At 73.7% G+C, this 12,966-nt stretch carries 12 protein-coding genes; 10 read left to right on the plus strand and 2 right to left on the minus strand.

The features are described 5' to 3' along the window. Nucleotides 1–13 precede the first annotated feature (13 nt). Nucleotides 14–673 carry an NUDIX domain-containing protein gene (locus CRP30_RS04805; RefSeq protein ID WP_235003169.1) on the plus strand — a complete coding sequence of 220 codons (660 nt, stop codon included), beginning with the start codon at nt 14–16 and terminating at the stop codon, nt 671–673. Here CRP30_RS04805 and CRP30_RS04810 read toward each other — a convergent pair. After that, complete coding sequence (locus CRP30_RS04810) at nt 663–2,636, minus strand: acetoacetate--CoA ligase (RefSeq protein ID WP_097182743.1); 1,974 nt, start codon at nt 2,634–2,636, stop codon at nt 663–665. The genes CRP30_RS04805 and CRP30_RS04810 overlap by 11 nt on opposite strands. A 74-nt stretch (nt 2,637–2,710) precedes the next feature. Between CRP30_RS04810 and CRP30_RS04815 the strand changes: the two genes are divergently transcribed. The 6 genes from CRP30_RS04815 to CRP30_RS04840 all read left to right on the plus strand — a co-directional run bounded on the left by CRP30_RS04815 (nt 2,711) and on the right by CRP30_RS04840 (nt 7,758). Then, entirely contained in the window at nt 2,711–3,106 is a 396-nt protein-coding gene (locus CRP30_RS04815) for a DUF2237 family protein (protein WP_097182744.1), read from the plus strand. A gap of 28 nt (nt 3,107–3,134) precedes the next feature. Beyond that, entirely contained in the window at nt 3,135–3,629 is a 495-nt protein-coding gene (locus CRP30_RS04820; RefSeq protein ID WP_097182745.1) for a glutathione peroxidase, read from the plus strand. 74 nt (nt 3,630–3,703) lie between these two features. Next, nucleotides 3,704–4,759 (plus strand): FecCD family ABC transporter permease, encoded by a 1,056-nt coding sequence (locus CRP30_RS04825; RefSeq protein ID WP_200814543.1) that lies wholly within the window; start codon nt 3,704–3,706, stop codon nt 4,757–4,759. Then, nucleotides 4,756–5,823, plus strand: a complete 1,068-nt coding sequence (locus CRP30_RS04830) for a FecCD family ABC transporter permease (protein ID WP_097182747.1) — start codon at nt 4,756–4,758, stop codon at nt 5,821–5,823. The genes CRP30_RS04825 and CRP30_RS04830 overlap by 4 nt, the downstream gene beginning before the upstream one ends. A 13-nt stretch (nt 5,824–5,836) precedes the next feature. Then, nucleotides 5,837–6,664 (plus strand): ABC transporter ATP-binding protein, encoded by an 828-nt coding sequence (locus CRP30_RS04835; RefSeq protein WP_097182748.1) that lies wholly within the window; start codon nt 5,837–5,839, stop codon nt 6,662–6,664. Nucleotides 6,665–6,750: 86 nt separating this feature from the next. Then, on the plus strand, nt 6,751–7,758 hold the full coding sequence (locus CRP30_RS04840; protein WP_097182749.1) for an ABC transporter substrate-binding protein: 1,008 nt from the start codon (nt 6,751–6,753) through the stop codon (nt 7,756–7,758). A gap of 84 nt (nt 7,759–7,842) precedes the next feature. Here the strand turns inward: CRP30_RS04840 and CRP30_RS04845 are convergent, their stop codons facing one another. After that, on the minus strand, nt 7,843–8,808 hold the full coding sequence (locus CRP30_RS04845) for an EamA family transporter (protein WP_097182750.1): 966 nt from the start codon (nt 8,806–8,808) through the stop codon (nt 7,843–7,845). A gap of 164 nt (nt 8,809–8,972) precedes the next feature. Between CRP30_RS04845 and CRP30_RS04850 the strand changes: the two genes are divergently transcribed. The 3 genes from CRP30_RS04850 to CRP30_RS04860 all read left to right on the plus strand — a co-directional run bounded on the left by CRP30_RS04850 (nt 8,973) and on the right by CRP30_RS04860 (nt 12,945). Then, nucleotides 8,973–10,415 (plus strand): aldehyde dehydrogenase family protein, encoded by a 1,443-nt coding sequence (locus CRP30_RS04850; RefSeq protein ID WP_097182751.1) that lies wholly within the window; start codon nt 8,973–8,975, stop codon nt 10,413–10,415. 88 nt (nt 10,416–10,503) lie between these two features. Further along, nucleotides 10,504–11,895, plus strand: coding sequence for an aspartate aminotransferase family protein (locus CRP30_RS04855; RefSeq protein WP_097182752.1), 1,392 nt, complete (start codon nt 10,504–10,506; stop codon nt 11,893–11,895). 132 nt (nt 11,896–12,027) lie between these two features. Beyond that, a complete protein-coding gene (locus tag CRP30_RS04860; protein WP_097182753.1) occupies nt 12,028–12,945 on the plus strand; it encodes a PDDEXK-like endonuclease domain-containing protein in 918 nt (305 codons plus the stop codon). Nucleotides 12,946–12,966: the final 21 nt, after the last annotated feature.

The following is a 12,966-nucleotide window of genomic DNA, read 5'->3' on the forward strand; positions in this document are numbered from 1 at the left end:
CATGATCATCCGCGTGAGCATTCCGGGCATCGACGTCCCCGACCATCGCGGCCGCACCGGCCTGGACCAGGTAGGACGCGACCTGGACCGCAATCCCGACGTCGTCGTGACGGACGTGGAGCTGCTCGCCAGCGGCTGGCACGTGCTGCGGAAGACGACCTTCGACCGCCGCCGCAGCGACGGCGAGTGGGTGAGCGAGCAGCGGGAGACCTACGACCGCGGCAACGGCGCGACGATGCTCCTGTACGACGTCGAGCGCCGGACGGTGCTGCTCACCCGGCAGTTCCGCTACCCCGTCTACGTCAACGGCCACCCCGACGGGCTGCTGATCGAGGCCGCCGCCGGGCTCCTGGACGACGACGCCCCGGAGGACGCCGTCCGCCGCGAGGTCGAGGAGGAACTGGGCGTCGCCGTCGGCGAGGTGCAGCACGTCTTCGACGTCTTCATGAGCCCCGGCTCGGTGACCGAGCGGCTGCACTTCTACGCCGCGCCCTACCGCCCCGCCGACCGCACCGGCGCGGGCGGCGGGCTCGCGGAGGAGGGCGAGGACATCGAGGTGCTGGAGCTGCCCTTCGACGAGGCGCTGGACATGGTCGACGACGGCCGGATCGCCGACGCCAAGACGATCCTGCTGCTGCAGTGGGCCGCTCTGCGCGGCCCGTTCAGGACGTGACGCGGTCCTTCGCCAGCCGGACGAAGTGGTCGACGAGCGACGCGTCGTCCACGGCGCCGGTGTTGACTGCATTGGACGGGTCGGCGCCCTGGAACAGCTTCTTCAGCGGCACCTCCAGCCGCTTGCCGGTCCGGGTGTGCGGCACCCCGGGGACGGCGATGATCTCGTCGGGCACGTGCCGCGGCGACGCCTGCTCCCGGATCGTCGTCCGCAGCCGGGCCTGCAGCTCGTCGGTGAGCTCCTCCCCCGGGGCCAGCTGCACGAACAGCGGCATCCAGTAGCCGCCGTCGGGCTGCTCCACCCCGAGGACGACGCAGTCGACGACGGCCGGGATCGACTCGACCGCCGCGTAGATGTCGGCCGTGCCCATCCGGACGCCGCCACGGTTGAGCGTTGAGTCGGAGCGGCCGGTGATGATGCAGGTGCCGCGGTCGGTGATCTCGAGCCAGTCGCCGTGCCGCCAGACGCCCCGCCACGGCTCGAAGTAGGCCTCCCGGTAGCGCGTGCCGTCGGGGTCGTTCCAGAAGTACAGTGGCATCGAGGGCATCGGCTCGGTGACCACCAGTTCCCCGAGCTCGCCGACCACGGGGCGTCCCTCCTCGTCCCACGAGGCCACCGCCACACCGAGGTTGGGCCGCTGCAGCTCTCCGGCGGTCACCGGCAGCAGCGGGGAGCTGCCGATGAACCCGGCCGCGACGTCGGTGCCGCCGGACGCCGACGTCAGCTGCAGGTCGGTGCCGACGGCGTCGTACACCCAGAAGTACGAGGCAGCGGGCAGCGGGGATCCCGTGCAACCCAGCACGCGCAGCGCGGACAGGTCGTGCTCGTCGCCGGGCCGGACGCCGGCCTTCTGGCACGCGGCGAGGTACCCGGGGCTGGTGCCCAGGACGGTGACGCCGACCCGGGCGGCGAGCGCGAACTGCGCGTCGACGGTCGGGTAGGCGGGGGCGCCGTCGTGCAGCACCGCGGTGGCGCCGGCGAGCAGCGAGGACACCACGACGTTCCACATCATCCAGGCGGTCGAGGTGTACCAGTAGAAGCGGTCGCCGGGGCCCAGGCCCTGGTGCACGACCCCCGACTTCAGCTGCTCCAGCACCACGCCGCCGTGCGGGTGCACGATCCCCTTCGGCAGCCCCGTCGTCCCGGACGAGTAGAGGATCCACAGCGGGGCGTCGAACGGCAGCGGCTCGAACTCCGGCTCCTGCGCGTCCGCGACGGCCTCCGCCCAGGGCAGGGCGCCGTCGGGCACCTCGGAGGGGAAGAGCCGGGGGACGGCGACCGTCGTCCGCACCGTGGGCAGACCGGCGCGCAGCTCGGCGACGACGTCGCGCCGATCGTGCTCCCTGCCGTTGAACCGGTAGCCGTCGACCGCGACGAGGACGACCGGCTCGATCTGGGCGAACCGGTCGAGGACGGCGCGGGTGCCGAAGTCGGGCGCGCACGACGACCACACCGCACCGATCGACGCGGCACCGAGGAACGCGACCACCGCCTCCGGGACGTTGGGCAGGTAGCCGGCCACCCGGTCACCCCGCTGGACGCCGACGCGCCGGAGCGTGGCGGCGAAGGCTCCGACCTGGCGCCGCAGCGACGCCCAGGAAATCTCCACCGGCTCCGTGTCCTCGGCGACGACCACGAGGGCCGGGTGTTCCTCGGTGGCGTGCCGCAACGCCTGCTCGGCGTAGTTGACCGTCGTCCCGGGGAACCAGACCGCGCCGGGCATGCTCCGGTCGGTGAGCACGCGCTCGTCGGGGACGTCGGGCAGCACGCCGGTCCAGGTGGCCAGGTCGCCCCAGAACTGGTCCAGGTGCTCGACCGACCAGCGCCACAGGGAGTCGTAGTCGGTCGGGTCGCCGAAGGAGAGACCCCGCCGCTCCTCCACCCACCGGGCGAAGGCGGCCATGCGGGTCGCCCGCATGCTCTCGGGCGTCGGCTTCCAGAGTTCTGCGGGGACGTCGGCCACGCCCCGACCATGCCATCCTGACCGCGCGCCCACCATGTACTCGCACTGCGCACCGACGACCGCCGAGGAGTTCCGTGGAGCCGGACGAGCGCAACGTGCTGGGCGGGCCGCTGGAACCGTGCGGAACCGAGCCGCTGACCGGCTTCTACCGGGACGGCTGCTGCAGCAGCGGGCCCGAGGACCTCGGCTCGCACACCGTCTGCGCCGTCGTCTCGGCGGACTTCCTCCGCATGCAGCGCGAACTGGGGAACGACCTGTCCACCCCGCGGCCGGAGTACGGGTTCCCCGGCCTCGAGCCCGGTGACCGCTGGTGCGTCGTCGCCGTGCGGTGGCTGCAGGCCTACCAGGCCGGCGCGGCCGCGGGGGTCGTCCTGGCCGCGACGAACGCCCGCGCGCTGGAGATCGTGCCGATCGAGGCGTTGCGCCAGCACGCGGTCGACGTCCCCGACGACATCAGCGGCCTGGAATGAACGCCGCCCCGGCGGCGCTGGCGGTGAGATGAGCGATCTCCTCGACGTCCCCCTGACCACGCTCCAGGGCGAGCCCACGACGCTCCGCGAGCTGACCGGTGGCCGCCCGGCCCTCGTCGTCAACGTGGCCAGCCGCTGCGGGCTCACCCCCCAGTACGCGGCGCTGGAGGCGATCCACGAGGAGTACGCCGCGCGCGGGTTCACCGTCGTCGGCGTCCCGTGCAACCAGTTCATGAGGCAGGAGCCGGGCACCGCCGAGGAGATCGCGGAGTTCTGCTCGGCCACCTACGGGGTCACGTTCCCGATGACGGAGAAGGTCGACGTCAACGGACCGGACGCCCACCCGCTCTACCGGCAGCTGACCGGCACGCCCGACGTCGACGGCAACGACGGCGACGTCGCCTGGAACTTCGAGAAGTTCGTGATCGGCGGGCACGGCGAGGTCGTCGCCCGCTTCCGCCCGCAGACCCAGCCGGACGCCCCCGAGGTGCGGGCCGCCATCGAGTCCGTGCTGCCCGCCTGACCTCGCGCTTCCCCACGGGCGACCCCGGGTAGGTAAGGTAAGCCTTCCTTATCGCACCGTCCCGGGAGCCGCACGTGACCGCCGCGACCGCTGCCCCCGTCCGGGGCTCCGCGGCTGCGCCACGGCGCCCGGCGCGGTCCCGCCGCTGGATCGGTCTGGTCGTCCTCCTCGCGCTGACCGTGCTCGCCTGCCTGGCCAGCATCGCCGTCGGCACCCGCTCGATCGGCCTGGGCGAGGTCTGGCGCTCGCTGCTGGACAGCGGTCTCACCAGCGAGGAAGCGGTGATCGTCCGCCAGCTCCGGGTGCCCCGCACGGTGCTGGGGCTGCTGGTCGGCATGGCCCTCGGCGTGGCCGGCGCGCTCATGCAGGGCCACACCCGCAATCCACTGGGCGATCCGGGGCTCCTCGGGGTGACGGCCGGCGCGAGCCTGGCCGTCGTCCTCTCGATCGCCTGGCTCGGCATCGGGACGCCGTCGGGGTACGTCTGGTTCGCCTTCCTCGGCGCCCTGCTCGGCACCGTGGCCGTCTACGCGATCGGCTCGGCCGGCCGCGACGGCGCCACGCCGGTCACCCTCGCGCTGGCCGGTGCCGCGCTGTCGGCCCTGCTCTACGGGCTGGTGCGCGCCGTCCTGGTCACCGACCAGCAGACGCTGGACCAGTTCCGCTTCTGGGTGGTCGGCGCGCTCGCCGGCCGGGACGCCGACGTCGCGTGGCAGGTGGGCCCGTTCATCGCCCTCGGCCTGCTGCTCGCGGTGGTCAACAGCCCCGCGCTCAACCTGCTCGGCCTCGGCGAGGACGTCGCCCGCGGGCTCGGACAGCGGATCTGGCTCGCCCGGGTGGTCGGGCTCGCGGCCATCACCCTGCTGGCCGGCGCCGCCACGGCCGCCTGCGGGCCGATCGCCTTCGTCGGGCTGGTCGTGCCGCACGCGGTCCGTGCCGTCACGGGCCCCGACCACCGATGGCTCGTCCCCTGCTCCGCGCTGGCCGGCGCCGTCCTGCTGCTGACCGCCGACGTGATCGGGCGGGTCGTCGCCCGCCCCGGTGAGCTGCAGGTCGGGATCGTGCTGGCCCTCGTCGGGGCGCCGTTCTTCATCGCGCTGGTGCGCCGCCGGAAGACGGCCGGGCTGTGACCGTCGGGACGGCGCCCCGGCCGGCCCCGCTGAGGACAGGCACGGTCGTCCGCGTCGGCCGGGTCTCCGGGATCGTGCGGTGGCGGCAGCTGGTCGTGCCGCTGGCGGCCTCCGTCGTGCTCGTGCTGCTCTCGGCGGTCAGCCTGGGCCGCGGGGACTTCCCGATCAGCGTGCCGGACGTGCTCCGGACGCTCGTCGGCCTGGGCGAGGGGGCGCAGGACTTCATCGTCCTGGAGCTGCGGGCGCCCCGGATCGTGGTGGGCGTGCTCGTCGGCCTGGCCCTGGGCGTCGCCGGAGCGCTCTTCCAGACCTTCGCCCGCAACCCGCTCGCCTCCCCCGACACCCTCGGCATCACCATGGGCGCCTCCGTCGGGGCCGTCGCCGCCATCGTGCTGAGCGGCGGCACCCTCGCCGGGTTCGGCATCCCGTTCTCCGCGCTGCTCGGCGCGCTGCTCGTCGGGCTGCTCCTCTTCGCGCTCACGTGGCGCGCCGGCATCGACGGCTACCGGCTGGTGCTCGTGGGCATCGCGCTGTGGTCGGTGAGCACCGCCCTCGTCGACTGGCTCCTCACCACCGCCGACATCTACGACGCCGCGGCCGCCTACGTCTGGATCACCGGGTCGCTCAACGCCCGCACGTGGGAGAACGCACTCCCCCTGGCCGTCGCCCTCGCCGTGCTCCTCCCGCTCGCCCTGGCGGCCAGCCGCTCGCTCGCCGTCCTCCAGTTCGGCGACGACACCGCCCGCGGGCTCGGCGTCCGGCTGCAGGCCGCGCAGGCGGCCGTCGTGCTCATCGCGAACGGCTGCGTCGCGTTCGCCGTCTCGGCCGCCGGGCCGATCACCTTCGTCGCGCTGGTGGTCCCGCAGATCGCCGTCCGCCTCACCGGCGGCTCGCGTCCGCCGCTGCTGGCCTCCGGCCTCCTCGGCGCCCTGCTGGTCGTCGGCGCGGACCTGGTGACCCGCACCGTGCTCCCGGAGGCGCTCCCGGTCGGCATCCTCACCGCCGTCCTCGGCGCCCCCTACCTGCTCTGGCTCCTCGTCCGCGGAAGGCGGCAGTTCACATGAGGACGAACCGGCTGTGACCCAGCTCCTCGACCCCGGGACGACGGCCGCGAGCGGACGGGTCCGTCTCGCCGCCGAGCAGGTCACGCTCGCCTATGACGACCACGTCGTCGTCCGCGACCTGGACCTGCAGCTCACCGAGGGATCGTTCACCGCCATCGTCGGCCCCAACGGCTGCGGGAAGTCCACCCTGCTCCGCGCCCTGGGCCGGCTGATGCGGCCGACCGGGGGGCAGGTGCTGCTCGACGGGCAGGCGATCGCGAAGACGCCGACCCGGGAGGTGGCGAAGGTGCTCGGCCTGCTCCCGCAGGCACCGACCGCGCCCGAGGGCCTGACCGTCGCCGACCTGGTGGCGCGCGGCCGGCACCCGCACCAGACCTGGCTGCGCCAGTGGTCGCACGACGACGAGGCCGTGGTCGCCGAGGCGCTGACCTGGACCGACATGGCGGAGCTGGCCGACCGGCCGGTCGACGAGCTCTCGGGCGGACAGCGGCAGCGCGCATGGATCTCGATGGCCCTGGCCCAGGGCACCGACCTCCTGCTGCTCGACGAGCCGACGACCTACCTCGACCTGTCCCACCAGATCGACGTCCTCGAGCTGGTCGGCCGCCTGCACGCCGAGCGCGGCCGCACCGTCGTCGTCGTGCTGCACGACCTCAACCTGGCCGCCCGCTACGCCCACCGCCTGGTCGCCATGAAGGACGGCGTCCTGGTCGGCTCGGGCCGGCCCGAGGAGGTGCTGACGGAGCAGCTGCTCGCCGACGTCTTCGACCTGGAGGCACGCGTGCTGCCCGACCCCGTCTCGGGCACGCCCATGGTCGTGCCGGTCCGCCGGTTGCGCTGACCCCCTCTTCCGATTCCCACTTAGGGCAGGCTAACCTTCCTCGCGAGCGGGGATGATCATGCATCCCCACAGCCGAGGGAGTTCCGTTGCACCGCACCTCTCGCCGCCTCGTCGGCGGCCTCCTGGCCCTGGGCGTGACCGTGGGCGTCAGCGCCTGCGGGAACGACAGCGCCGACACCGGGACCGACGCCGCCGCCGAGGGCGGCTGGTCGTTCACCGACGACCTGGGCACCACCGTCGAGCTGGAGGAGGCCCCCACCCGCATCGCCGGCCTGAACGACCTCACGGCCTCGTTGTGGAACTACGGCATCGAGCCGGTCGCGACCTTCGGCCAGACCTCCGCCGCGGAGGACGTCGCCTTCGAGGGCAAGGACCTGTCCGACGTCGCGATCGTCGGCTCGGCCTACGGCGAGATCGACCTCGAGGCGCTGGCCGCCGCCGACCCCGACCTCATCGTCACCACGATCTACCCCATCGACTCCTCCGGCGAGATCCCCGAGGACACCCCCGGGTACGGCTTCAACGACCTCGCCCAGCAGGAGCAGATCGCCGAGATCGCGCCCATCGTCACCATCGCCTACCGCGGTTCGGCAGCTGACGTCGTCGAGCGGGTGGTCGAGCTGGCCGATGCACTCGGCGTCGACACCGAGGGCGGACCCGTGGCCGAGGCCCGCGCCGACTTCGAGGCGGCGTCCCAGACGCTCACCGAGGCCGCCGGCAGCGGCGTGAGCGTGCTGCCCGTCTTCGCGACCGAGGCCGACGGCTGGTGGATGGCCAAGGCGGCCGACGATCCGCAGCTCGCGCTCTACCAGGAGCTGGGCGTGGAGTTCGTCGACCCGGGCGGCGAGGACTACTTCTGGAACTCGGTGGGGTGGGAGGAGGTTCCGGAGCACCCCAGCGACGTCCTGCTGTACTCGCTCCGGTTCAGCATGACGCCGGAGGAGATCGCCGCACAGCCGACCGCGGCCCTGCTGCCGGCGGTCCAGGCGGGGCAGCTCTACCCGTGGAAGTACATCGGGCCGGACTACGTCGCCCAGGCCGCCTACATGGTGGAGCTGGCGGGCTACCTGACCGAGGCGCAGAAGGTCACCTGAGAAGGCCGGCGCCGCGCGCGCCCAGATCGGCGATCTCGCCCCCTTCACGGCCTCGAAGGGGGCGAGATCGCCGATCTCGCCGGTTCAGGACGACAGCGCCGCCGGGGTCTCCGGCAGCGGCGTCGGCGCGGGCGAGGTGCGCGCGGTCTGCGCCAGCACGATCCCGGTCAGGACGACGGCACCCCCGAGCACCTGCCAGCCGCTGAGCACCTGCTCCACCCAGAGCCACGCGACCACCGAGGCGAACACCGGCTCGACGGTCGCGACCAGCCCCGCCGCCGTGGGCGCGAGGTGGCGCAGCGCGGAGATCGACAGCCAGAACGGCACCACGGCACCGAGCAGCACGATCCAGGCGACGAGCAGCCACAGCGGCGCCTGGAGGGAGCCCACCGACAGCGGGACCCGCTCGGTGAGCACCGCGGCGTCGAACCGCCACCAGGGTGCCGCCACCGCCCAGAAGACCGCCGCCGCCACGAAGCTCCAGCAGGTCAGCGTCACGGGGTCCGCGGTGACGGTGCCCCGCTCGCCCATCAGGTAGTAGGTGGCCAGGCAGAGCGCGGCCAGCAGCGCGGCACCCACCCCGACGACGTCGAGCGACCCGCCGTCCTGCCACACCTCCGCGACGAACACCAGCCCCGACAACGAGAGCAGCAGGGCGAGCCACAGGCGGCTGCGCACCTTCTCGCGGCGGACCAGCCACACGTACAGGGCGATGAAGACCGGTGCGGTCATCTCGAAGACCAGGGCGATCCCGACCGGCATCCGGCCGATCGCCACGTAGTAGAGGAACTGGGTCAGCGCCACGCCCACGACGCCGAAGACGGCGAGGAAGGGCACCTCGCGCCAGGTCACCCGCAGCCGCCCGGGGGCGACGACGGCCAGCACCACGACGAGAGCGAGCGCGGCGCCCGTGCACCGCAGCGCGGTGAGGCGCGTCGGCTCGATCCCGGCGTCCAGCGCCAGGGTCGACACCGTCCCGTTGACGGCGAAGAAGGCCGCCGCGGCCAGGGTGAGGGCATAGCCCAGCGCGGGGCGCGCGACGCGGGTCACCCCGCAACGGTAGTCCCCGTCCGGGCTCGTGCCCCCTACAGGTCACGTTCACCCCGCCGTGCCGGGACGGCGTGCCCCGACGGAGGGCGTGTACGGAACGGCAGCTCCCTGCCGGCGAACGGGTCCGGCACCGTGACACCGGAGCAACGGCCGAGGAGGACTCCGTGACCAGCACCTATCCGTACTGGGTCGCCGGACGGGCGGCGACCGGTGAGGCCACCGTCGAGGTGCGCTCGCCCTACGACGGCTCGATCGCCGGCACGACGACCGAGCCGACGGCCGCCCACGTCGAGCAGGCCGTGGCCGCCGCCGACGCGGCCCGGGCCGAGTTCGCCGCCACCCCCGCCCACGTGCGGGCAGGCGCCCTCGACCACGTGTCCCGGCGCCTCGCCGAGCGCAGCGAGGAGATCGCCGCGCTGATCACCGCCGAGTCCGGGAAGCCGCTCAAGTGGTCGCGGACGGAGGTCGCCCGTGCGGTGTCCACGTTCCGCTGGGGAGCCGAGGAGGCCCGTCGCTGGTCGGGGACCCTCCAGCGCCTGGACACCGACCCCGCGGCCACCGGCCGGCTGGCGCTGGTGCGCCGCGCACCCCGCGGACCCGTCCTCGGCATCGCGCCGTTCAACTTCCCGCTGAACCTGGTCGCCCACAAGGTGGCTCCGGCGATCGCGGTCGGGGCGCCGATCGTGGTCAAGCCGGCGCCGGCCACTCCCCTCGTCGCCCTCCTCCTCGGGGAGCTGCTCGCCGAGACCGACCTGCCGGCCGGCTCCTGGTCGGTACTGCCGGTACCGAACCCCGTCGCCGCCGAACTGGTCGCCGACCCCCGGCTGCCGGTCGTCTCCTTCACCGGCTCCGTCCCGGTCGGCTGGGCGATCCGCGACACCGTGCCCCGCAAGCACGTCACCCTGGAACTGGGCGGCAACGCCGCGGTCGTCGTGGGCCCCGACCAGGGGGACGACGAGTCGCTGGCCTGGGCGGCGTCCCGGATCGCGACCTTCGCCATGTACCAGGCGGGGCAGTCCTGCATCTCCGTGCAGCGGGTCTACGCCCACCGCGACGTGTCCGCCGCACTTGCCGACCGCGTCGTGGCCGCCGTGCGGGCGCTGACCACCGGGGACCCCACGGACGAGCGGACCGACGTCGGCCCGCTCATCGACGAGGCGGCCGCCCGGCGGGTGGAGACCTGGGTCGACGCCGCCGTCCGGGACGGCGCGCGGGTCCTGACCGGCGGCGGGCGCGACGGTGCCGACTACGCACCCACCGTGCTCGCCGACGTGCCCGCCACCGCCCAGGTCCTCTGCGACGAGGTGTTCGGCCCCGTCGTGGTCCTGGAGACGGTGGACTCCCTGGACGAGGCCTTCGACCGGGTCAACGACTCGCGCTTCGGTCTGCAGGCCGGCGTCTTCACCCGCGACCTGCAGGTCGCCTTCCGCGCCGCCCAGGTCCTGGAGGTCGGCGGCGTCGTCATCGGCGACGTGCCCAGCTACCGGGCGGACCAGATGCCCTACGGCGGCGTGAAGGACTCGGGCACGGGCCGCGAGGGCGTGCGCTCGGCGATGGAGGACCTGACCGAGGAGCGGGTCCTCGTCCTCACCGGACTGGCGCTCTGAGCACCACCACCGACGGTCTCGTCTGCCTGACCCGTCTGGCGCTACTGTTCGACGGGCCGAAACCCACCGCGGACGACGGGATCCGAAGATGACCACCACCGAGCAGGACGTCACCGGGACCACCTCGCCGTTCGGCGCGGACGCCGCCCGGAACCTGTGGCTGCACTTCTCGCGGATGGGCGGCTACGCCGACGCCCCGCCACCGGTCATCGTCCGCGGCGAGGGCGCCAGGATCTTCGACGACCGCGGCCGCAGCTACCTCGACGGGCTGGCCGGCCTCTTCGTCGTCCAGGCGGGGCACGGCCGGCGCGTGCTGGCCGAGGCGGCCGCCCGCCAGGCCGAGCAGCTGGCCTTCTTCCCCCTGTGGTCCTACGCGCACCCCGCCGCGATCGAGCTGTCCCAGCGGCTCGCCGCGGCGGCTCCGGGCGACCTGAACCGCGTCTTCTTCACCAGCGGCGGCGGCGAGGCGGTCGAGACGGCGTGGAAGGCCGCCAAGCAGTACTTCAAGCTGACCGGCCGGCCGCAGAAGACCAAGGTCATCAGCCGGGCCGTCGCGTACCACGGCACCACGCAGGGGGCGCTCTCCATCACCGGGATCCCGGCGCTGAAGGAGGCCTTCGAGCCGCTGGTCCCCGGGACCTTCCGGGTGCCCAACACCAACATCTACCGGGCGCCGGTCTTCGGTGACGACCCCAAGGCCTTCGGCCGGTGGGCCGCCGACCAGATCGAGCAGCAGATCCTCTTCGAGGGCCCGGACACCGTGGCCGCGGTCTTCCTGGAGCCGGTGCAGAACGCCGGGGGCTGCTTCCCGCCGCCGCCGGGCTACTTCGACCGGGTGCGCGAGATCTGCGACCGGCACGACGTCCTGCTGGTCAGCGACGAGGTCATCTGCGCCTTCGGCCGCCTCGGCACCACGTTCGCCTGCGACAAGTTCGGCTACGTGCCGGACATGATCACCTGCGCCAAGGGCATGACCTCGGGCTACTCGCCGATCGGCGCGATGATCGCGTCCGACCGGGTCATGGAGCCCTTCCTCCAGGGCGCGGCCAGCTTCGCCCACGGCTACACCTTCGGCGGGCACCCGGTGAGCTCCGCCGTCGCGCTGGCGAACCTGGACATCTTCGAGGACGAGCGTCTCGACCAGCACGTCCTCGAGACCGAGGGCGCGTTCCGGACCACCCTGGAGCGGCTGCTCGACCTCCCCATCGTCGGCGACGTGCGCGGCGACGGCTTCTTCTACGGGATCGAGCTGGTCAAGGACAAGGCGACCAAGGAGACCTTCGACGCCGCCGAGTCCGAGCGCCTGCTGCGCGGATTCCTGTCCGGCGCGCTGTTCGAGGCCGGGCTGTACTGCCGCGCCGACGACCGCGGCGACCCGGTCATCCAGCTCGCGCCGCCGCTGATCTGCGGCCAGGCGGAGTTCGACGAGATGGAGCAGATCCTCCGCGGCGTGCTCTCGGAGGCCTGGTCGAAGCTCTGACGCGGGGGCAGCGGAGCGCACGGACGCCCCGTTCCGGGCCCGGGAACGGGGCCTGACTGCGCTTCACGGCGCGCCGTCCACAGATGGTCCCGTGGCACCCCCGGCCGGCCGGCGGCTCGCCAGGCTCGACGGATGGTTCTCGACGTCGCGGCGGTGGTCGGCCCGCAGGGCTGGACGACCTGGGACGCACTGACCGCTCGGGTCGACCGGAAGACCGTCGCCCGGTGGACGGCGACCGGCGCGCTGGTGCGGCTCCACCCCGGCGTCTACGCCACGTCCTCGGCCGCCACCCAGTGGCGGACCAGGGTGGCGGCCACGGTCCTCGCCCGCGGCGGGGTCGCCGGCCACCGGACGGCGCTGGCCCTCTGGGACCTCGTCCCGGCGGGCGGCCCGGTGCACGTGACGGTCGAGCCTCCCCGGAGCAACCGGTCCCCGGCCGGCGTCGTGCTGCACCGGTCCCCCGACCTCCACGACGCGATCCGGAGCGTGGACGGTATCCCGGTGACCTCCGTGGAGCGATCGCTCGTCGACACCTGGGGTCGCCCGGGCGGGCTGGCGCGCCCCGTCGTACGAGCCGCTGTCATCGCGGCGGTGCGCCGCCGGATGTGCCGTCCCGTCGATCTCGCCACCGAGGTCGACCGGCGCCCGCAGCTGACGGCCAGGTCGTCGCTCCTCGGGCTGATCCGACTGCTCGCCGAGGGATGTCAGAGCGAGCTGGAGATCTGGGGCTGCCTCCACGTCCTGCGCGCGCCGGGGATGCCGGCCTTCACGCTCCAGCACCGGGTGGTGGTGGGCGGCCGGACGTTCTTCCTCGACGCGGCGTGCGGGGAGGTGCGGCTCGCGGTCGAGATGGACGGCGCGGCCTGGCACGGTTCGCGGGAGCAGCGCGAACGCGACATCCGCCGCGATGCGCTCCTGGCCACGACCGGCTGGCAGACGCTCCGGTTCGGCTTCGCGCGGCTGACCGGCTCGCCGGACGAGTGCCGGCGCGAGATCCGGTCCGTCCATGCCGCCCGGCTCGGCCTGATGCGTCCGGGTGGAGCGCAGTGAGGCCCCTTTCCCCGGCCGGGA

Origin of the sequence: Blastococcus haudaquaticus (assembly GCF_900230285.1) — a bacterium.
In the GTDB taxonomy this organism is placed as follows: Bacteria; Actinomycetota; Actinomycetes; order Mycobacteriales; family Geodermatophilaceae; genus Blastococcus_B; species Blastococcus_B haudaquaticus.

What these genes read in the sequence shown, in the direction of transcription:
- CRP30_RS04860 (WP_097182753.1), top strand. Translation starts at nt 12,028, where the DNA reads ATGGTTCTCGACGTCGCGGCGGTGGTCGGCCCGCAGGGCTGGACGACC.
- CRP30_RS04855 (WP_097182752.1), top strand. Translation starts at nt 10,504, where the DNA reads ATGACCACCACCGAGCAGGACGTCACCGGGACCACCTCGCCGTTCGGC.
- CRP30_RS04820 (WP_097182745.1), top strand. Translation starts at nt 3,135, where the DNA reads ATGAGCGATCTCCTCGACGTCCCCCTGACCACGCTCCAGGGCGAGCCC.